This window comes from Salipiger aestuarii (genome assembly GCF_003259905.1).
Lineage (GTDB): Bacteria > Pseudomonadota > Alphaproteobacteria > Rhodobacterales > Rhodobacteraceae > Salipiger > Salipiger aestuarii.
Genome location: NZ_QLMG01000010.1, coordinates 101160 through 121396, shown reverse-complemented (window position 1 = coordinate 121396; position 20237 = coordinate 101160). Strand labels below are relative to the sequence as shown.

Sequence of the window (20237 nt, the reverse complement as noted above, 5' to 3'; positions counted from 1 at the left end):
AGCGTGTGGCGCCGGAAAGCGACAATCACGGCGTCCTCCTCGACGCTGAGAACTGTCGAATGCGCGTCCTTCGGACCCATCCGCACGTCCTCAACCGTCGCACGCTTGCGCCACTTGGCGACGGTCTTGACGTTGATGCCCAACTCCCGGCTCAGCGCCGCGTTCGAAGCTTGCGCTTCTCATCGTTGTGCTGCGCAAACGACTGCCAGCCAATGGATCGCTGTATTGCTGCTCTGATGGCGTGCGTGCCCTCTCGGCAGATTTGCCTTGCAAATCGCCTGCCGGGTAACAGTGCGTGGCGCTGCCGTGAAGAATTTGTCCCATAGTGCGCCCTTCCCATGGTCACAGATAAGTAGACCATCACACGCTGGGACTAAACACCTAGGTCAGTGTGCCGGCAGGGGGCGGCGCGCGGGCAGGGTCTGCATGATTTCGCGCCGTGTTTCCGGCGGCAGGTTCGCCCAGGCGGTGATCTCGTCGATGCTGCGCAAACAACCTGTGCAGAGTCTGCTTTTGGGGTCGATCAGGCAGACCTTGGTGCAGGGGCTGTCGATGGGCTGGCTCATGCGTTTTTCAGATGGTGCATGCGGTCCAGTGCCCCTTGCAGGATGAACGAGGCGGCGACATGGTCGATCAGTTCGGCGCGTTTGGCGCGGCTGGTGTCGGCCTCGATCAGGGCGCGTTCGGCGGCGACGGTCGACAGGCGTTCATCCCAGAAGGCGATCGGCCCGTCCCAGAGTTGCGCAAAATTGCGGGCAAAGGCGCGGGTGGACTGGCAGCGCGGGCCTTCGGAACCATCCATATTGCGTGGCAGACCCAGCACGATGCCGCCAACCTCACGGTCCTTCAGGATCGCCAGAAGGCGGTTCGCGTCGAGGGTGAATTTCTTGCGTTTGACGGTTTCCTGCGGCGTGGCGACGCCGTGCAGACGGTCGGAAATGGCAACTCCGATGGTCTTGGTGCCCAGGTCCAGCCCGGCAAGAGGGCGCATCGGCGCAAGCGCGGCGGCAAAGCTTTCGATGTCGTCATGAATCATGGGTGGGCGGTCCTTGGGGGCGGGGTGCGGAAAGGCACGAACGACGCCGCGCCCGTTGCGGTACGGCGCCTTCTCCGGGATCGGTCGGGCCACAAGAAACCGGGGTCATTGCGCCACACCCGCGTCTGTCGCGGCTTGTTCAACGATACCGAGCGCCTCGGGTTGCGCGGCGAAGACGATTCTGGCTTCGGCCCAGATGGCGGCAGCGCGATCCGCGTCACCCAGCACGCCGAGCGCGCCGATAAGCTGCGCCCATTCCTGCGGACTGCCGCCCTGCGTGGCAAGGCGGTCTTCCAGCCGGTCGACCATGCCTTGGATCATCGCCTGACGGTCGTCGGCGGTCAACCCGGACGCCGCGGTTATGTCATCGGCGCTGGGACCGGCGATGCCGGGGTTGGGCAGGGGAGGGGCATAATCATTCACCCCGGCCAGCATCGCAAGGTCCTGGATCTGGCCGCGGATCGGGGCGATCCATGCCGCATCCGCGGGGCTGTCGCGCAGCAGCTTGTCCCAGATGCGGAAGGCGGCGTCGGGTCGCCCTGTCTGGGCCATCATCAGCCCGCCATAGTAGCGCGCCACGCCATTTTCCGGGTCGCGGCGCATGATTTCGTCGAGGACCTGTTCGGTTTGTGGCGACACATAACCTCCGGCGGCCAGGACCATCATATCGGCCAGATCGGCGTAATCCTGTGCGGTGGCGGCATCGCCCTTGAGCGCGATCAGCTGTCGCTGTGCGGCGTAGGCGGCCGCATAATTCCCCAGTGCCGCTTCGGAACGGGCCAGCAGGGTGTGACCGCGCGGATCATCGGGGCGGTCCTGTACGGTGGTGCGCAGCTTTTCGACGAGGTCGAGGTAATCGGCCGGGGCGTCGGCCTCCGCGCTTGGGGGAAGGCGGGATTCGGCTTCGGCCTGGTCGGGGCGGTTTGCGCGGGCGTCCCGGGCGCGAATGATGCGGTCCTGCAACCCCAGGTCACGGTATCCGGGCGCCCCCAGTTGCCAGTAAAGCGCGAAAGCGCCGATCAACAGGCCGGGCACGATCAGCGCGGTAAGCACCAATGCCGGTCCGCGCGGCTGGGTGAGGGGGGGCGCCTTGCCGCCCGAGCGGGCGTCGGCGGACAGGATGCGGCGCGAGACTTCGGTGCGCAGGCGTTCGGCCTCTTCGGGGAGGATGGCGCCACGGGCGGCGTCGCGGTCGATCTCGCGCAGCTGGTCGCGGTAGACGGACAGGTCGTGGTCGGTGCCCGGCGCTGCGCCGGCGCGCGCGTGCAGCAGCGCGCGCGCGAGGATGGCGGCAACCGCAAGCGCCGCGGCGCCCGAGACGATCCAGAAAAGGGTCATGCTTTCTCCCGTGGTTTTGCGCGGGGGCGCGGGTCTTCCCGTTTGGGTCATGTACAGGCGCGGCGCGTCGGAAAAAAGACCCAACAGGCGCGGCGGATCGCCCGGTGCGGGCGTGACCACATCGTCCGAGGCGGGCGTGACCGAGTTGCCCGAGGCGGCGTGACCGAGTTGCCCCAAGATCGGCCGCCGTCGCAAATCTGTCTGAACCTGACGGTTGCGGAAGGGGGGCTGCCCGTGCTCAGGTCTATGCGACATCCCGTTCCCTTCGATCCGGATTCGAGGCTTGATGAAACGATATTCCATGTTCGCCGTCGCCCGAGAGGCTGCGCGCCATCACACCGGCTGGGCGCGCGCCTGGCGCAGCCCGGCGCCCAAGACGCGCTACGATGTGGTGATCGTGGGGGCCGGCGGGCACGGGCTTGCAACGGCATATTATCTTGGCAAGAATTTCGGCATCACCAACGTGGCGATCATCGAAAAGGGCTGGCTGGGCGGGGGCAACACCGGGCGCAACACCACGATCATCCGCTCGAATTATTTGCAGGACCCGTCGGCGGCGCTGTATGAAAAGGCGCGCTCGCTTTACGAAGGACTAAGCCAGGATCTTAACTACAACGTGATGTTCAGCCCGCGCGGCGTGATGATGCTGGCCCAGACCGAACACGAGCTGCGCGGCTATCAGCGCACGGTGCATGCCAACCGCTTGCAGGGCATCGACACCGACATGATCTCGCCCGCCGAGGTCAAGCGGTTGTGTCCGATCATGAATATAGACGGCCCGCGTTATCCGGTGCTGGGGGCGCTGTGGCAGCCGCGCGGCGGCACCGCGCGCCACGATGCTGTGGCCTGGGGCTATGCGCGGGCCTGTTCGGACATGGGCATGGACATCATCCAGAACACCGAGGTGACGGCGGTGCGCCAGTCGGCGGGCCGGGTGCGGGGCGTTGAAACCACGCAAGGGCGGATCGACTGCGATCGGCTGGGCCTTGTCGTGGCGGGGCATTCGGGCGTGCTGGCCGGGATGGCGGGCTTTCGCCTGCCGCTGGAATCCGTGGCCTTGCAGGCGCTGGTGTCGGAACCGATCAAGCCCTGCATGGACGTGGTCGTCATGGCCAACACCGTGCACGGCTACATGAGCCAGTCCGACAAGGGCGAAATGGTCATCGGCGGCGGCACGGACGGCTATATAAACTACACCCAGCGCGGCAGTTTCCAGCATATCGAGGAAACGGTGCGGGCGCTGGTGGAAACCTTTCCGATGATCTCACGGCTCAAGATGATGCGGCAATGGGCGGGAATCGTGGATGTGACCGGCGACCGTTCGCCGATCCTGTCCAAAACCCCGGTCGAGGGCTGTTTCATCAACTGCGGTTGGGGCACTGGCGGGTTCAAGGCGATCCCCGGCTCGGGCTGGGGATTTGCCGAGCTGATGGCGACGGGCGCATCGCCCCTGACGGCGGCGTTCGGCATGGACCGGTTTCGTGAGGGGCGGTTCATCGACGAATCCGTCGCCGCCGGGGTGGCGCATTGATCCCGGAAGCTCCGCTGTTATCGTCGAAAGCCACCCATCCGCAGTTCGGGCATCGGCGTGGCAAGGCCCACCAGCCCGCTCAGGGCGCCGTGCCCGTCGTTGCAGGGCGGGTTCCAGCTGTGGATGAATTCCCGCGCGATCAGCTTGCGGTCTTCGGGGCGCGCCAGCGCGAGCGCGCCGATGGTGTCAAAGCCCATTGCCTCGGCCTGATCCCAGATCCCGCCGGGGCGACGGTCGACGCCGATCTGCTGTGCCAGAAGCGCGGCATCGCCCACATACAACACATGCGCGCGCAACGACCGGCCCTGCGGCATGCGCAGGTACAGGTACACCGCTCCGCTGTCGGTAAAGGCCGTGTCGGGGGTGAACAACTCGACCGGATAGTCGCGCCCGCGATGGGACGTCAGTGTCAGTGTCAGCACTCTGCTCATGGGCTTTTCCTTTTTTATCGTCTTTCTTCAAAGGTAGGCCTGGCCCCGAAAATGCGCGTTAAGGCTGATCAACCCAATTCAGGAAATGTTCAACATACCGTCCGTTGCCTGATATTTGCGCGCCTTCCCGGCAACAATGTCGCGCAGGCGGCAGGATGCGAACGCCGCGCGCGCTTTTACGGAGGATCCCCATGCTGACCCTGCTGTGCCCCTGCTGCGGCGCCCACGCCGCCGAGATCGACCTTGCGCCCGGCGGCGAAGCGCATCTGAAACGGGTCGGACCCGGCAGCGACGACGCGGATTTCGAGGGATATCTGTTCATGCGCGACAACCCGCGCGGCGTGGTTCTGGAACGCTGGCGCCACGCTTATGGCTGCGGCAAGTGGTTTCTGGCCGCGCGCGACAGCGTGACGATGCAGGTCTATGGCACCTATTCCGCCCGGACCACCGAGCCGCCGCAGCACATCCGCGATGCCATCGCGGCGCGGCGCGCATGATCGTCCGGGGTATGGGACATTTGTTCACCGCAGGCGGCACCGGCACACCCAACGCGAGGCTTCAGGCATGAGCGCAAGACTCACCACCGGCGGCCGTTTCACCGACCGCAGCAAGCAGCTCGGGTTCAGCTTCAACGGCAAGCGGCTGACGGGCTATGCCGGCGATACGCTGGCCTCGGCGCTGCTGGCCAACGACCAGATTCTGGTCGGGCGCAGCTACAAATTCCACCGTCCGCGCGGCATTGTCGCCTCGGGCGCTGAAGAACCCAACGCACTGATGCATCTGGGCTCGGGCAACCGCTTTGAACCCGACCAGCGCGCCACCACGACCGAGCTGTTCGACGGGCTGGTGAGCGAAAGCCAGAACCACTGGCCGAGCCTTGAAACCGATGTCGGCGCAATCAACGCCCGGCTGGCGCGGTTTCTGCCGGCGGGGTTCTATTACAAGACGTTCCTGTGGCCGCGCGGGCTGTGGAAACACCTGTATGAACCCGTAATCCGGCAGGCCGCCGGGCTTGGGCGCGCGCCTGATGCCGAAAGCCGCGATGCGGACCGCTATGAACATTTCCACGTCCATGTGGACCTGCTGGTGATCGGGGGCGGCGTCGCCGGGCTGATGGCGGCCAAGACCGCCGCCGAGGCCGGAGCGCAGGTTCTGCTGGTCGAACAGACCGCCCATTGGGGCGGGCGGGCTCCGGTCGATGGCGGCATCATCGACAGCATGGACCCCGACGCATGGGTCGCGCAAACCGTCGCCGCGCTGGAGGCCATGCCCAACGTCAGGATGCGGCTGCGCTTGATGGGGGCTGCGGTGCAGGACCACGGCCATGTGCTGGGATATGAACGTGTCAGCGACCATGCGCCCGGCTCTGCGGGTCCGCGTCACCGCCTGTGGCGCATCCGCGCGCGTCAGGTCATTGCCGCGACAGGCGCGATCGAACGCCCGCTCAGCTTTGCGGGCAATGATGTGCCGGGGGTGATGCTGGCTGCCGCGATGCGCGACTATGTAGTGAATTTCGGGGTCATACCCGGACGGCGTACGGTGGTCGTGACCAACAACGACGATGGCTATCGCACAGCGATCTGCCTTGTGAGGGCGGGGCTGGAGGTGCCCGCGATCCTTGATGCGCGCCCCTATGGCGGTGGCAAGATCGCCGATGAGGCCCGCGCCCTTGGCATCCGCATCGAGCCGGGCCGGGCGGTGAGCAAGGTGCTGGGGACCAGGCGCGTCACCGGCGTGGCAAGCTGTCTTCAGATCGGTGAGGGGTCCAGCCTCGAAGATATTCCCTGCGATGCGGTGGCGATGTCGGGCGGCTGGTCTCCGGTGGTGCATCTGTGGTCGCACACCGGCGGCAAGCTGATGTGGGATGAGGCAGGGGCGTTCTTTCGCCCCGACCCGGAGCGCGCGCCAACGGGCGCCGATGGCCTGCCGTTCGTGCTGGCTTGCGGCGCGGCGAACGGGGCGCTTGCGTTGCCCGAAACGCTGCGCTGCGCCGCACAAACCGGGGTCGACGCCGCCCGCCGCCTTGGGATCAAGGCCGCGGACGCCGCAGCCCCGCCAGCGCAGACCACGGATGAATCGTCTTTGATGCCGGTCTGGATCATGCCCGCCAAGGCGCGCGCCGACCTGCGGATGAAGGCGTTTCTGGACTATCAGAACGACGTCAAGGTGTCGGACGTGCAACTGGCCGCCCGCGAGGGGTATGAAAGCGTCGAGCACACCAAGCGATACACCACGCTTGGCATGGCATCCGATCAGGGCAAGCTGAGCAATATCAACGGTCTGGGCATTCTGTCGGATGCGCTGGGCAAGCCGATCCCGCAGGTCGGCACCACCACGTTTCGCCCGCCCTACACCCCGATCAGCTTTGGTGTGATCGCGGGCGAGGCGCGTGGCGAGATGTTCCAGCCGCTGCGCCGCACCCCGATGCAGGACTGGCACGCGGCGCATGGCGCGGCGTGGGAGATCGTCGGCCAGTGGCGCCGCCCCTATTGCTATCCCCAAACGGGCGAGAGCAAGCGCGATGCCGTGAACCGCGAAATCAACGCCGCGCGCGGCAGCCTTGGCGTTCTGGATGCGTCGACCCTTGGCAAGATCCTGGTCAAGGGACCGGATGCGGGGAAATTCCTCGACATGATGTACACCAACATGATGTCGACGCTGCCGGTGGGCAAATGCCGCTATGGGCTGATGTGCAACGAAAACGGCTTTTTGATGGACGACGGTGTGGTGGTCCGCCTGACCGGCGACAGCTGGCTTTGCCACACCACCTCGGGCGGCGCGGATCACGTCCACGCCCATATGGAAAACTGGCTGCAATGCGAATGGTGGGACTGGAAGGTCTATACCGTCAACCTTACCGAACAATACGCGCAGATCGCCGTGGTCGGCCCCAACGCCCGCAAGCTGCTGGAAAAGCTGGGCGGGATGGATGTGTCCAAGGACGCGCTGCCGTTCCTGCAATGGGCCGATGGCAGGCTCGCCGACACGCCGGTCCGGGTCTATCGCATCAGTTTCTCGGGCGAGCTGTGCTATGAGATCGCCATTCCCGCCAACCGGGGCCGGGCCTTCTGGGACAAGCTGATCCAGGCCGGGGCAGAGTGGAACATTACCCCCTACGGCACCGAGGCGCTGCATGTCATGCGCGCCGAAAAGGGGTTCATCATGATCGGCGACGAATCCGACGGCACGGTGATTCCGCAGGATCTGGGCCTTGGCTGGGCGATCTCGAAGAAAAAGACCGACTACCTTGGCAAACGGGCGCAAGAGCGCCCTGACATGGTGCGTGGCAACCGATGGCAGCTTGTGGGGCTGGAAACGCCCGATGGATCGGTGCTGCCCGATGGCGCCTATGCGGTGGCGGCGGGCAAGAACGCCAATGGCCAGCGCAACGTGCAGGGGCGGGTGACATCGACCTATTATTCGCCGACGCTGACGCGGGGCATCGCCATGGGGCTGGTCGAAAACGGACCTGGCCGCATGGGCGAAACGATCTGGTTCACCGCCGAGGAGCAAGAGCATACCACCCGCAAGCTGAGCCTCGTCGAGGCAAAGATCGTCAGCCCGGTGTTCTTTGATCCAAAGGGGGAAAAGCAGGATGTCTGATCCGTCCGATGTTATGGCACCGATGCAGGGCGCCCGCAGCGAGGGCGTTGTGACGGTCGAGGCGCTGCCTGCGCAGGGGCAGATCACCCTGCGCTGCGATCTGTCCGACGATTTCCGCTGGAAGCTGGGCGAGACTCTGGGCTTTGCCGTTCCCGAACCGCTGGGCGCCACGTCCGACGGCGACCGCGCGCTGCTGTGGATGTCGCCGGACGAGCTTTTGTTGCTGTGCCCCTATGACGCGGTGCCGACCCTGATGGCGCAGCTGGGCCAGGTGTTCGATGGCTGGTTCATCGCCATCGCCGATGTGTCGGACGCGCGCGCGCAGTTCCGCATCACGGGGGGGCACCTGCGCGATGTACTGGCCAAACTGACCCCGGTGGACATGGCGCCGCAGGCCTTTGTCCCCGGCATGGTGCGCCGGTCGCGGCTGGCGCAGGTGGCGGCGGGCTATTGGATGCGCGATGCCGATACGATGCAGATCTTTGTGTTTCGCTCGGTGGCGGAGTATGCCTTCGGGGTGCTGACCCTGGCGGCGGGGGCGGGCGGCGAGGTGGGCTTTCACGTCCGCTGACGCATCGGCGCGGCTGTGCTGCACAGCCCGGTGCCATGTGCATGGTTGAACCGCGAGACCGCTTGACCTCACGCCTTGCGGAGTTAGGACTCTGGGTCGAGAACACACATACAGAGAGGATAGAAAATGGCTTTCGAACTTCCCGACCTTCCCTATGCGCACGATGCGCTGGCATCCAAGGGCATGTCCAAGGAAACGCTGGAATACCACCACGACATCCACCACAACACCTATGTCACCACGCTGAACAAGCTGACCGAAGGCACCGAATGGGCTGACAAGTCGCTCGAAGAGATCGTGACCGGCACCTATGACAAGACCGCGATTGCGCAGTCGGGCCTGTTCAACAACGCAAGCCAGCACTGGAACCACGCCCAGTTCTGGGAAATGATGGGCCCGGACGCATCCACCATGCCGTCCGAGCTGGAAGCCGCGCTGAAAGAATCGTTCGGCACCATCGAGAAATTCAAAGAGGATTTCTCGGCCGCGGGCGCCGGCCAGTTCGGGTCGGGCTGGGCCTGGCTGGTCAAGGACAGCGATGGCGGGCTCAAGATCACCAAGACCGAAAACGGCGTGAACCCGCTGTGCTTTGGCCAGACCGCGCTGCTGGGCTGCGATGTGTGGGAACATTCCTACTACATCGACTTCCGCAACAAGCGCCCGGCATATCTGGCGAACTTCCTCGACAATCTGGTGAACTGGGAAAACGTCGCATCGCGCATGTGAACTGACGTTTCAGCCGCATCCGGACGCCCCGTGCCGAAAGGCGCGGGGCGTTTCCTTGTGGCCTGCATGCCTTGCGTCAAGCGCCGGGTCCGTGGCGATCAGGCGCCGCCAGGGATCAATCGCGGATCGCGGCAAATGACAGCCTCCAATCGGCTCTGATGCGTTTCCCTCTGATGGCGTCGCGCGGGGGACATTCCCGAAAGAGATGGCTTAATGGGCGAGTCGCTCCCAGGCCGGGCGTTTCACTGAGTTGCCGACCATGAGCTTGGTATCGTCCTGCCACAGCCGACCGACCGGTCGGCGGCAACGATCCCAGAGGGAGGACAAGATCATGGATCATTTTGTCGGGATCGACGTGTCCCTTGAGAGCTGCGTGGTCAATCGGTCGGGCGCCACCGTGCGAGAGGCGAAGGTTTCCTGTGAACCGGAAGCATTAATCGCGTTCCTGCGGGATCTGGACCATAACCTTGCCTGCGTCGGGCTTGAGGCCGGGCCGTTGTCGCAGTGGCTGCATCGGCATCTCCGGGATACAGGTCTGGAAGCGGTGCTGATGGAAACGCGACAGGTGAAGGGCGCGCTGAAGGCCATGCCGATCAAGACTGACCGCCGCGATGCAGTCGGGATCGCGCAGCTTATCCGCATGGGCTGGTTCCGCCCCGTGCACCGCAAGTCGGTATCGACGCAGGAACTGCGTGCCCTGCTCGGGGCCCGCCGAACGCTTCAGAAGTCGATGATCAGCATCGAGTTGTCGATGCGGGCCTGCTGCGCGGGTTCGGGCTCAAGCTCGGGCGGATCGGCCGCCGGAAGCTGCCGGACCGCGCCCGCGAACTGGCAAGCGGCAACGAGATGCTGACCGCCATGGTGACCTCGATGCTGCGTGGTCAGGCCGGGTTGCGCTCGGAACTGGCCCGGATCGAACTGCGTCTGCGCCGGATCGCGCGTCAGGACCGGATCTGCCGGTTGACGATGTCCACTCCAGGGGTTGGCGCCGTCGTTGCGCTGCATGTGAAGGCCGGGATCGACGACCCGGCGCGGTTCCGATCCTCCAAGATGGTGGGCCCGCATTTTGGACTGACGCCCCGGCGCGAACAATCCGGTGAACGCGACGTGGTGGGCGCGATCAGCGGTGCCGGGGACCGATCTGTAAGGACGGCTCTGTTCCAGGCGGCCACGGTGATGCTCTATCATTCCCACCCGAAGAACTGGCTCAAGGCCTGGGGCACGCGGGTCGCGCAGCGGCGTGGAATTGGGCGAGCCGTCGTTGCCGTCGCCCGACGGCTCGCCGTGGTCCTGCACCGGATGTGGAGCGACAATGCTCCATTTCGGCTGACCCGGTCGACCGCGGACGGGGCAGCCGCATGACCGACACCGACAGGCGCGCCAAACGACACCCCGTTTCATCCGCGCGGAAACCCCGTCGGCGCCGCGCTGGTCCCGTCCGGTGCCCGGCACCGGCCGCACACCTGCGGCGGGCGCCTCAGCTGTTTCCCAGTTTGGGCGAGGCGCGGTCAAGGCGCAGCGCCGCATCCGAAAACCGGAACGGAGACCGGACGCCCGGCACGCCTTCGGGCGAAATCTGCATGCCGCGAGCCTGTACCTGCGGGTCGGCCATGACTTCGGCAAGGTCGTTGATCGGACCGGCGGGGATGCCTTCGCGCTCGCACGCGGCAAGCAGGTCGGCCTTGGACCATTTCGCCGTCTCCGCCATCAGCAGCGCTTCAAGCGGCTGGCGGTTTGCGATGCGGTCGGCGTTGGTGGCGTAGTCGGGATGCGCGGCCAGATCCGGCAGTCCGAGCAGACCGCAAAGCCGCTGGTATTGCGGATCGTTGCCGGTGGCGATGATGATGTAGCCATCCGAACAGTCGAACACCTGGTAGGGCGTCAGGTTCGGGTGGTAATTGCCGGTGCGGCCCGGCGCCGCGCCCGTGGCAAGGTAGTTCATCGCCTGATTCGCCGTTGCCGCCACCGCGCAATCCAGCAGCGCCATGTCCAGATGCTGTCCCTTGCCGGTGCGCTGTTTCTGGTGCAGCGCGGCAAGGATGCCCGACACCGAATAAAGCCCGGTGAACAGATCGGTGATCGCGACCCCGGTGCGCTGCGGCTGCCCGTCCGGGTTGCCGGTGATCGACATGAACCCCGACATGCCCTGGATGATGTAGTCATATCCCGCGCGGTGCGCGTAGGGGCCATCCTGTCCGAATCCGGTGACCGAGCAGTAGATCAGACCGGGGTTGATCTGTGCCAGAGATGCGTGGTCCAGCCCGTATTTCGCCAGCCCGCCGACCTTGAAATTCTCGATCAGGATGTCGGCGTCGCGCACCAGGTCGCGGACCTGCCGCTGGCCTTCGGGGGTGGTGAAATCCGCGACCACCGATTGCTTCCCCCGGTTGCAGCAGTGAAAATACGCCGCCGATCGTTCGTCTTCGCGGTCGATGAAGGGCGGTCCCCATTTGCGGGTATCGTCTCCGCGCGGGGCCTCGACCTTGACGACCTCGGCGCCCAGATCCGCCAGCACCTGGCCCGCCCAGGGGCCGGCCAGGATGCGCGCGAGTTCGACGACCTTCACCCCTTCGAGGGGGCCGTTGGGTGCCGAGATCATTGCGCGGCGTCGACGCGTTCGTCCAGAAGCTCGGAAAACTCCGAATAGGACATGTTCGCGCGCAGATCGCCATCCACCACGAAGGACGGGGTCGAGCTGAAGCCATCCTCTTCCATGTTGTCCTGATACCATCCGACCAGCGCCTGAAGCTTGGCACCGTCGGCCATGCAGGCGTCCAGCGCGTCCTTGTCGATGCCAGCCTGAAGGCCGATCTTGCGGATCGAATCCGCGACCGCCTGTTCGCTGTTCTGTCGGGCCCAGTCGTTCTGGGTGCTGTAGATCATGTCGACGATGCCGAAATATTTCATCTCGCCGCCGCAGCGCGCCATCATCGACGCCCACATGTCGTACTTGTTGAAATACGCCTCGCGGAAGACGAATTTCACCTTGCCGGTGTCGATGTAGTTTTCCTTGATCTGGGGAAAGACCTCTTCTTCGAAGGTGGCGCAATGGGGGCAGGTGAACGAGCCGTATTCGATCACCGTCACCGGCGCGTCCGCGTCGCCCAGCACCATGTCGGTCACTGTCACTTCGGCGGGGGCGGAGGCGTCCTGCGCGCCGGCGGCGCCCATCGGGGGCTGGGCGCCGGGGCTGAAGACCCAGCTGCCGCCTGCGGCAAGAACGGCGGCGAGGGCGGCGGTGGTCAGGATGCGCTTCATGGGTGTTCCTTCGGGTCTGGTCTGGTCCGCAGGGCCGGTCGGGCCCCGGCCTGGCGTTGCGTTTTGGATATGATGTTGGCGCCAAGCTGTTCAAGCGCCTCGCGCAGGCCGGGATCGCCGACGTCGCTGGTGGCACGGTGGGCCTGCGCCTTCTGCGCGGGCGAGGGCGTGGCAGGGGTGGTTTTCTTCGGGGCGTGGTCGAAAGACACGCGCCCGTCGGCAAAACCGGAACTGGCGGTCTGGGTGATGCGGATGTCGGAAATCGCGCCATAACCATACGCGGCGTTGATGCGGTCACAGATTTCCTGTTTGCGCATCTGCAACAGCTGGGCGTTGGCGCCGTTGGTCAGCAGCACCAGCGTGGCGCCCTTCTTGTTCCTCGACAGGTCGTAGCGGGCGCGGGCGTTGTACTTTATCTCGACGGGTCGCGAAATCGCGGCAATGTCGGCCCCAGCGATTTCTTCCCAATGGGTCAGCACGCGCGACTGCGCAAAGCCGCGGCTTTCGCTGGCGCGCCGGATATCGCCCTTGAGAAGGCCGCCGGTCTGGGTGAAACCGTATGTTGTCGTCGAACGCCGCGCCATCTTGAATCCCTCTGCCCGGCGCTATTCTAGTGGCCCGGTCACCGGGCGCCAGCCCGGAATTACATCATCAAAGGAATGTCACCGTTGCGTGAAACCCCCCGCCCGCAGGATCTGCTTGTCTGGTACGACCGCCACGCCCGCGCGCTGCCCTGGCGCGTGCCGCCGCGGGCGCGGGTGCCGGGCGGGCGTCCCGATCCCTATCGGGTCTGGCTGTCCGAGATCATGTTGCAACAAACCACCGTGGCGGCGGTGAAACCCTATTTCGAGGCGTTCACCACGCGCTGGCCGACGGTGTCCGATCTGGCCGCCGCGCGGGACGAAGACGTGATGGCCGCCTGGGCCGGGCTGGGATATTATGCCCGCGCCCGCAACCTGCTGAAATGCGCGCGCGCCGTGGTGGCGGATCACGGCGGGGTTTTCCCCGACACGCTGGACGGGCTTTTGTCGCTGCCCGGCGTCGGCCCGTACACGGCGGGGGCGGTCGCGGCCATCGCCTTTGATCTGCCCGCAACGGTGGTGGATGGCAATGTCGAACGCGTCATGGCACGGGTGCATGACGAACACACGCCGCTGCCGCAGGCCAAGCCGATCCTGACCGAAATGGCGGCCGCGCTGACGCCGGCGGACCGGCCCGGCGATTACGCCCAGGCGGTGATGGATCTGGGCGCCACCATCTGCACGCCTCGCAACCCGGCCTGCGGGCTGTGCCCCTGGCGCGGCGCCTGCGCCGCATGGGATGCGGGCACCGCCGTCGAATTGCCGAAGAAGGCGCCGAAAAAGCGCAAGCCCACCCGGCTGGGGATCGCCTACCTGGCGCGCCGGGTCGATGGCGCCTGGCTGCTGGAACGCCGCCCCGACAAGGGGTTGCTGGGGGGCATGCTGGGCTGGCCGGGCAGCGACTGGGCCGAGGAAGCGTCGCCGGAGTCCCCCCCGATCCGTGCCGAATGGAAGACCCTGCCGGGCGAGGCCCGCCACACCTTCACCCATTTCCATCTGCGCCTGACGGTCAGGACCGCGCTGGTGCCGATGGACCGCCCCCCCGGTCGCGGCGTGTTTGTCGGCCCCGAGGATTTCAGCCCGTCGGATTTGCCCACGGTGATGCGCAAGGCCTTCGATCTGGCGCGCGGGCCGTGATACCGGCGCGGGCAGGCGGGCGATATGCCGCGTGACAGGGGCGATTGCACGGGGCTAACCTGCGCGCGACCGCTTTGCAGGACGCACAAGGAGGCGCCACGGTGATCCCATCCGAGAAGCTGGCGCGCGTGACGGCGGCCATGCCGTTCTGGCTGACATATATCCTGCCGCCGCTGACCTGGCTCGGGGCGGTGCGGGGAGGCGCCTGGGTGCTGCTGCCGCCGCTCGCGACGTGGTACCTGTTTTCGGCGCTCGACGCGGCGCTGGGCCTGAACGAGCAGAACGCCGATCCGCAGACCGGCGACCGCGATCTGTTCTGGTACCGCCTTGGCGTGATGCTTTGGGCGCCGGTGCAGTTCGTGGCGCTGTTCTCGCTGATCTGGTATATGGGCCATGCGGATCACCTGAGCGCGCTGGAAAAGTTCGGCGTGATGTTCGGAACCGGCGTGATGACCGGCTCGGTCGGCATCGTCTACAGCCACGAGTTGCTGCATCAGCGCAACCGGCTGGAACGCGCTCTTGGCGACGGGTTGCTGGCCATGGTGCTGTATTCGCACTTCCGCTCGGAACATCTGCTGGTGCATCACGTCTGGGTCGGCACCCCCCGCGATGCGGTGACAGCGCGCTACAACGAAGGCTTTCACCGCTATTACCCCCGCGTGCTGCGCGACTGTCCGGCGTCGGCGTTCAGGGCTGAACGGGCGTTGCTGGCGCGGCGCGGGCTGCCGTGGTGGCACCGGCGCAATCCGTTCTGGAAATACGCTGCGCTGCAATTGGCGATGCTGGGCCTTGCGGGGGCGCTGGGGGGGTGGCCGGGGCTGGTGTTCCTTGCGGTGCAGGCGGGCGTGGCGATCTGGCAGCTGGAACTGACCAACTACGTCGAACATTACGCTCTGACGCGACGGCATCTGGGGGACGGCAAGTACGAACATGTCAAACCGCACCATTCGTGGAATTCCGCGCACACGGCGACCAACTGGCTGCTGATAAACCTGCAACGCCATTCCGATCATCACCACAAGCCCGACCGCCGGTTTCCGCTGCTTCAGACCTACCCCGATGCAACCGCGCCGCAGCTGCCCTACGGCTATCCGATCATGACCATGGCAGCGATGGTGCCCCCGCTCTGGCGGCGCATCATGAACCCCAGGGTCAGGGCGTGGCGGCGCACATGGTATCCCGATATTGTCGATTGGTCGGATGACAACAGAGCGTGCGCGCGCCGGTCGCGCACGGGCCGCTAGCGCAGGGGCGCGCGACCTGGGCGGGCCCTCGCCGAAACATGCGCGGCCAGACGAAACCCGCGGGCCGGTCCGCTGTGCCGGGGCTTGCAATCCGGACGGGGGGCTTTCAAACATGGTGGCCAGGAGGCAGCAGGAGAGTTTCATGGATCTTGAACAGGCCGCGCGCGCGGTGCGCGAAAACGCTTATGTGCCCTATTCGCGGTTCAAGGTGGGGGCGGCGGTCAGGACGCCTGCGGGATCGGTTCATGTGGGGTGCAACGTGGAAAACGCCGCCTACCCCGAGGGCACCTGCGCCGAGGCGGGCGCCATCGCGGCGATGGTCGCCGCGGGGCAGGCCGAAATCTCCGAGGTCTATGTGGTGGCCGACAGCCCGCGTCCGGTGCCGCCCTGCGGCGGGTGTCGCCAGAAGCTGGCCGAATTCGCCGGCCCCCAGGTCGTGGTGACGCTGGCGACCCTGTCGGGGGACACCTTGCGCACGACGGTGGGCGAGCTGCTGCCGGGGGCGTTTCGCAACGACGACATGGGCCGCGTCTGATGGATGCGCGCGCGCTGATCGCAGCACTTCGCCGTGGCGAAGAGCCGTCGCCCGATGCCCTGCGCCACTTTGCCGCCGGGCTGGCCGACGGGCGGGTAAGCGATGCCCAGGCGGGCGCCTTTGCGATGGGGGTCTGCCTGCGCGGCTTGTCGGAGGCCAACGTCGTGGCGCTGACGCTGGCGATGCGGGACACGGGGCAGGTCATGCGCTGGGATCTGGACGGGCCGGTGCTGGACAAGCATTCGACGGGGGGGGTGGGCGATTGCGTGTCGCTTGTGCTGGCACCCGCGCTGGCGGCCTGCGGCGTCTATGTGCCGATGATTTCGGGGCGGGGGCTGGGGCACACCGGCGGCACGCTTGACAAGCTGGACGCGATTCCGGGCTATGCGGTCGCGCCGGATGAGGCGCGGTTTCGCCGTGTCGTGGCCGACGCCGGCTGCGCCATCGTGTCGGCCAGCGCCGCCGTCGCGCCCGCCGACCGGCGGCTTTACGCGGTGCGCGACGTGACCGCCACGGTCGAAAGCCTGGCGCTCATCACGTCGTCGATCCTGTCCAAGAAGCTGGCGGCGGGGCTTCAAGGGCTGGTGCTGGATGTCAAGGTCGGCAGCGGCGCGTTCATGAAGACCGACGCCGACGCGCGCGCCGTGGCGCGGGCGCTGGTCGATACGGCCAACGCGGCGGGCTGCCCGACCACGGCGCTGGTCACCGACATGACCCAGCCCATCGCGCCCGCGCTGGGCAACGCGCTGGAGGTTGACGCCGCGATGCAGGTGCTGACCGGCGGGAAGGGCAAGCTCTACGACCTGACGCTGGCGCTGGGCGCGCCGTTGCTTGCGGGTGCGGGCATAGCCGATGCGGAGGCGCGGCTGCGCGAGGCGCTTGCCTCGGGGGGGGCGGCAGAACGGATGGGGCGGATGATCCACGGCCTTGGCGGCCCGCACGGGTTTGTCGATGACTGGCGCCGCCACTTGCCCGAAGCGACGGTGATCCGCGAGGTGCCCGCGCCCGCGTCGGGCGTCGTGACTGCAATCGACGGCGAGGCGCTGGGGCTTGCGGTTGTGCGGCTTGGGGGCGGGCGCAGGGTCGAAACCGACATGATCGACCCGGCCGTGGGTCTGTCTGAGGTGCTGCGCCTGGGCCAGCGCGTCGAGACCGGGCAGCCGTTGGCCCGTGTCCATGCCCGCCGCGAACCCGAAGCCGAGGCGGAGCTGCGCATGATACAGGCGGCGTTCGTCCTGGGCGAGACAGCGCCGGAACCCGGCCCGCTGGTACGGGAGCGGATCGCGTGAGAGCATTTCTTGTGGTGATGGATTCGGTGGGCATCGGCGGGGCCCCGGACGCGGCGCGCTTTTTCAACGACGGCCTGCCCGATACCGGCGCAAACACGTTGTTGCACATCGCGCAGGCCTGCGCGGACGGGCGCGCTGAAGAAGGCCGCACCGGGCCGCTGAAGCTGCCGGTGCTCGACCGTTTGGGCCTGGGGCACGCGGGGGCGCTTGCCTGTGCGACCCTGCCGCCCGGATTGGGGGCAGAGCCGCAGGGGCTGTGGGGCGCGGCGACCGAAGCTTCCAACGGCAAGGACACCCCGTCGGGGCACTGGGAACTGGCCGGGCGGCCCGTGCCGTTCGACTGGGGGTATTTTCCGACCAAGCCGCCGGTGTTCCCCGCGCCGCTTCTGGCCAGGGTGAGCGAGCTTTCCGGCGCGGGCGGCACGCTCGGCAACGAACACGGGTCGGGCACGGTGATGCTGGATCGGTACGGCGCCGAACATATGCGCACCGGCTGGCCGATCTGCTATACCTCGGCCGACAGCGTGTTCCAGATTGCCGCGCACGAAGACCTCTTTGGCCTGGATCGCCTGCTGACCCTGTGCGAGCGCATCGCCCCCATGCTGCACGAGATGAAGGTGGGGCGCGTGATCGCCCGGCCCTTCGTCGGCACCGCGGGGGCGTTCCGGCGGACCGGAAACCGTCACGATTATGCGCTGCGCCCGCCCGCGCCGCTGCTGCCCAGCTGGGTACACGCGGCGGGCCGAACGGTGCATGCGGTGGGCAAGATCGGCGACATCTTTTCGATGGAGGGGATCGACCATTTGCACAAAGGCGATGATGCGGCTCTGATGGGGCATTTGTCGCGACTGGTGGATACGGCCGAAGACGGATCGCTGACCTTTGCGAATTTTGTCGAATTCGACAGCCTTTACGGGCATAGACGCGATGTGTCGGGCTACGCGCGCGCGCTGGAATGGTTTGATGCCAGCCTCGGGCGGCTTCTGCCGCGCCTGCGGAAAACCGACATTCTGCTTGTCACCGCCGATCATGGCAACGATCCGACCTGGCCGGGCACCGACCACACCCGAGAACGGGTTCCGGTGCTGGCCTTTGGCTGCGGGCCCAAGCCTGTCGGGCAGGTGGGTTTCGCCGATGTGGCGGCAAGCGTGGCGGCGCATCTGGGCGTGCCGTCGCAAGGACCGGGAAGGAGCTTTCTGTGATGCGCGACCCCAACGAACCCATCGGCCGCGACGAGCGCGAGCATGACATCTCGGTCATTCGCGCGCTGCCCAAGGTGGAATTGCATCTGCATCTGGAAGGCGCGGCGCCGCCCGCCTTCATCCGGGGCATGGCAAAAGAAAAATCCGTGCGGCTGGACAATGTGTTCGCGCCCGACGGCTCTTATGATTTCCGGGATTTCGGGCATTTTCTGCAAGTTTACGAGGCGGCGACCTCGGTGCTTGCCTCGCCCGAGGATTACGCCCGCCTGACGCTGGCGATGCTGGAACAAAGCGCCGAAAACGGGGTGATCTATTCCGAAACCTTCATCAGCCCCGATTTTTGCGGCGGCGGCGATCTGTCCGCATGGAAAGAATACCTTCAGGCGATGCGGGAGGCGTCGGAAGAGGCCGGGAAAAGCCTGGGGATAACTCTGAGGGGCGTTGTCACCTGCATCCGCCACTTCGGGCCGGACAAGGCCAGGCGCGCGGCGATGTGCGCGGCCGAAACCGCGGGCGACTGGATCGTCGGGTTCGGTATGGGCGGCGACGAGGCGCGCGGCAGCCAGAGGGATTTCGCCTATTCCTTTGATATGGCACGCGAAGCGGGGCTGAAGCTGACCTCGCATGCGGGTGAATGGCGCGGCCCGCGCGAGGTCGAGGAGGCGGTGCGCGACCTTGGCGTCAGCCGCGTCGGCCACGGGGTGCGCGCCATCGAGGATCCGCGCCTTGTGGATAACCTCGTGGAGAAACAGATTGTTCTCGAAGTTTGCCCCGGTTCCAACGTGATGCTTGGGGTTTACCCGAACCTGGGCGCGCATCCGATTGAAAAACTGCGTGAACGCGGCGTCAAGGTGACGATCTCGACCGACGATCCCCCGTTTTTCCACACGTCGATGGCGGATGAATACGAACAGCTTGCGCGCACCCACGGCTGGGACGCGGCGCGGTTTGCCGAAATCGCCAGAACGTCGGCCGACGCCGCTTTTTGCGACGAAGACACCCGCGCCGGCATCCTGAAACGCCTCGATGGCTGAATGCCATGCCGCGCCCCCCGCTTGACCGTTGCGGGGCGGAGGGCGCGCGTCTAGAGAGGGGCGGGCAAACGGAGGCCGGACCATGAAACAGCATCTTACCGTCGTCGATCACCCGCTGGTGCAGCACAAGCTGACACTGATGCGGGAAAAGGACACCTCGACCGCCTCCTTCCGGCAACTTTTGCGCGAGATCTCGCTGCTGCTGGCTTATGAGGTCACGCATGAACTGCCGGTGACCACGAAAAGGATCGAGACACCGATGTGCGAGATGGACGCGCCGGTGATCGAGGGCAAGAAGCTGGTGCTGGTGTCGATCCTGCGCGCGGGCAACGGCCTGCTGGACGGTATCCTGGAACTGGTGCCCGCCGCGCGCGTCGGCTTTGTCGGGCTGTACCGCGACGAGGAAACGCTGCAACCGGTGCAATATTATTTCAAGGTTCCCAAAAACCTTGAAGATCGCTGCGTGATCCTAGTCGATCCGATGCTGGCGACGGGCAATTCATCCGTGGCAGCCGTAGATCTGATGAAAGAGGCCGGCGCCAGGGATATCCGGTTTCTGTGTCTGCTGGCCGCCCCCGAAGGCGTGGCCCGCATGAAAGACGCGCACCCCGACGTTCCGATCATCACGGCGTCGCTGGACGAGCGACTGAACGATCTGGGATACATCGTTCCGGGACTAGGGGATGCGGGTGACCGCATGTTCGGGACAAAATAAGCCGTT

General features: G+C 66.1%; 19 protein-coding genes and 2 pseudogenes. 13 read left to right on the top strand and 8 right to left on the bottom strand.

Translation table 11 applies throughout. From position 1 onward, the window contains the following. From ATI53_RS23850 to ccmI, 4 genes and pseudogenes are all read right to left on the bottom strand, one after another. Window positions 1-167 (bottom strand): annotated as a pseudogene (locus ATI53_RS23850) (IS481 family transposase); the annotation flags it as partial. A 219-nt stretch (window positions 168-386) separates the two neighbouring features. Then, the gene (locus ATI53_RS07910; protein ID WP_111550139.1) at window positions 387-566 is read right to left on the bottom strand and encodes a DUF1289 domain-containing protein; all 180 of its coding nucleotides are present in this window, start codon (window positions 564-566) and stop codon (window positions 387-389) included. Continuing rightward, entirely contained in the window at window positions 563-1036 is a 474-nt protein-coding gene (ruvX, locus tag ATI53_RS07905; protein WP_009502763.1) for a Holliday junction resolvase RuvX, read from the bottom strand. Before ruvX ends, ATI53_RS07910 begins: the two co-directional genes overlap by 4 nt. Window positions 1037-1141: 105 nt before the next feature. Continuing rightward, window positions 1142-2374 carry a c-type cytochrome biogenesis protein CcmI gene (gene ccmI / locus ATI53_RS07900; RefSeq protein WP_170134541.1) on the bottom strand — a complete coding sequence of 411 codons (1233 nt, stop codon included), beginning with the start codon at window positions 2372-2374 and terminating at the stop codon, window positions 1142-1144. 286 nt (window positions 2375-2660) lie between these two features. On the opposite strand from ccmI, the gene ATI53_RS07895 reads away from it, so the two are divergent. Beyond that, on the top strand, window positions 2661-3905 hold the full coding sequence (locus ATI53_RS07895) for a sarcosine oxidase subunit beta family protein (RefSeq protein WP_034451426.1): 1245 nt from the start codon (window positions 2661-2663) through the stop codon (window positions 3903-3905). A gap of 17 nt (window positions 3906-3922) precedes the next feature. Here ATI53_RS07895 and ATI53_RS07890 read toward each other — a convergent pair whose 3' ends face one another. Then, a complete protein-coding gene (locus ATI53_RS07890; RefSeq protein ID WP_009502760.1) occupies window positions 3923-4336 on the bottom strand; it encodes a hypothetical protein in 414 nt (137 codons plus the stop codon). A 191-nt stretch (window positions 4337-4527) separates the two neighbouring features. Here ATI53_RS07890 and ATI53_RS07885 point away from each other — a divergent pair, with 191 nt between their 5' ends. The 5 genes and pseudogenes from ATI53_RS07885 (at window position 4528) to ATI53_RS07865 (ending at window position 10598) form a co-directional block, all read left to right on the top strand. Continuing rightward, window positions 4528-4833: a sarcosine oxidase subunit delta gene (locus ATI53_RS07885; RefSeq protein ID WP_009502759.1), complete on the top strand. Its 306-nt coding sequence runs from the start codon at window positions 4528-4530 to the stop codon at window positions 4831-4833. Window positions 4834-4900: 67 nt separating this feature from the next. Beyond that, window positions 4901-7939: a sarcosine oxidase subunit alpha family protein gene (locus tag ATI53_RS07880; RefSeq protein ID WP_111550137.1), complete on the top strand. Its 3039-nt coding sequence runs from the start codon at window positions 4901-4903 to the stop codon at window positions 7937-7939. Next, the gene (locus ATI53_RS07875; RefSeq protein WP_223865904.1) at window positions 7932-8510 is read left to right on the top strand and encodes a sarcosine oxidase subunit gamma; all 579 of its coding nucleotides are present in this window, start codon (window positions 7932-7934) and stop codon (window positions 8508-8510) included. The genes ATI53_RS07880 and ATI53_RS07875 overlap by 8 nt, the downstream gene beginning before the upstream one ends. A gap of 126 nt (window positions 8511-8636) precedes the next feature. Then, window positions 8637-9236 (top strand): superoxide dismutase, encoded by a 600-nt coding sequence (locus ATI53_RS07870; RefSeq protein WP_009502756.1) that lies wholly within the window; start codon window positions 8637-8639, stop codon window positions 9234-9236. A gap of 331 nt (window positions 9237-9567) precedes the next feature. Beyond that, window positions 9568-10598, top strand: a pseudogene (locus ATI53_RS07865) (IS110 family RNA-guided transposase). A gap of 115 nt (window positions 10599-10713) precedes the next feature. Here ATI53_RS07865 and ATI53_RS07860 read toward each other — a convergent pair. The 3 genes from ATI53_RS07860 to ATI53_RS07850 are packed head-to-tail and all read right to left on the bottom strand — an operon-like array spanning window position 10714 to window position 13078. After that, a complete protein-coding gene (locus ATI53_RS07860; protein ID WP_009502755.1) occupies window positions 10714-11835 on the bottom strand; it encodes a CaiB/BaiF CoA transferase family protein in 1122 nt (373 codons plus the stop codon). After that, a complete protein-coding gene (locus ATI53_RS07855) occupies window positions 11832-12494 on the bottom strand; it encodes a DsbA family protein (protein ID WP_111550135.1) in 663 nt (220 codons plus the stop codon). Before ATI53_RS07855 ends, ATI53_RS07860 begins: the two co-directional genes overlap by 4 nt. Next, a complete protein-coding gene (locus ATI53_RS07850; protein ID WP_009502753.1) occupies window positions 12491-13078 on the bottom strand; it encodes a DUF721 domain-containing protein in 588 nt (195 codons plus the stop codon). The genes ATI53_RS07855 and ATI53_RS07850 overlap by 4 nt, the downstream gene beginning before the upstream one ends. An 84-nt stretch (window positions 13079-13162) precedes the next feature. On the opposite strand from ATI53_RS07850, the gene mutY reads away from it, so the two are divergent. The 7 genes from mutY to upp all read left to right on the top strand — a co-directional run bounded on the left by mutY (window position 13163) and on the right by upp (window position 20231). After that, window positions 13163-14212, top strand: coding sequence for an A/G-specific adenine glycosylase (gene mutY / locus ATI53_RS07845; protein ID WP_111550134.1), 1050 nt, complete (start codon window positions 13163-13165; stop codon window positions 14210-14212). Between the two features lie 101 nt (window positions 14213-14313). After that, window positions 14314-15456 (top strand): alkane 1-monooxygenase, encoded by a 1143-nt coding sequence (locus tag ATI53_RS07840; RefSeq protein WP_111550133.1) that lies wholly within the window; start codon window positions 14314-14316, stop codon window positions 15454-15456. A 142-nt stretch (window positions 15457-15598) separates the two neighbouring features. Beyond that, the gene (locus tag ATI53_RS07835; RefSeq protein WP_009502750.1) at window positions 15599-15991 is read left to right on the top strand and encodes a cytidine deaminase; all 393 of its coding nucleotides are present in this window, start codon (window positions 15599-15601) and stop codon (window positions 15989-15991) included. Beyond that, the gene (locus ATI53_RS07830; RefSeq protein ID WP_111550132.1) at window positions 15991-17280 is read left to right on the top strand and encodes a thymidine phosphorylase; all 1290 of its coding nucleotides are present in this window, start codon (window positions 15991-15993) and stop codon (window positions 17278-17280) included. The genes ATI53_RS07835 and ATI53_RS07830 overlap by 1 nt, the downstream gene beginning before the upstream one ends. After that, the gene (locus ATI53_RS07825) at window positions 17277-18482 is read left to right on the top strand and encodes a phosphopentomutase (protein WP_111550131.1); all 1206 of its coding nucleotides are present in this window, start codon (window positions 17277-17279) and stop codon (window positions 18480-18482) included. The genes ATI53_RS07830 and ATI53_RS07825 overlap by 4 nt, the downstream gene beginning before the upstream one ends. Then, window positions 18482-19516: an adenosine deaminase gene (locus ATI53_RS07820; RefSeq protein ID WP_009502747.1), complete on the top strand. Its 1035-nt coding sequence runs from the start codon at window positions 18482-18484 to the stop codon at window positions 19514-19516. Before ATI53_RS07825 ends, ATI53_RS07820 begins: the two co-directional genes overlap by 1 nt. A gap of 82 nt (window positions 19517-19598) precedes the next feature. Next, on the top strand, window positions 19599-20231 hold the full coding sequence (upp, locus tag ATI53_RS07815; protein ID WP_009502746.1) for a uracil phosphoribosyltransferase: 633 nt from the start codon (window positions 19599-19601) through the stop codon (window positions 20229-20231). Window positions 20232-20237 lie beyond the last annotated feature (6 nt).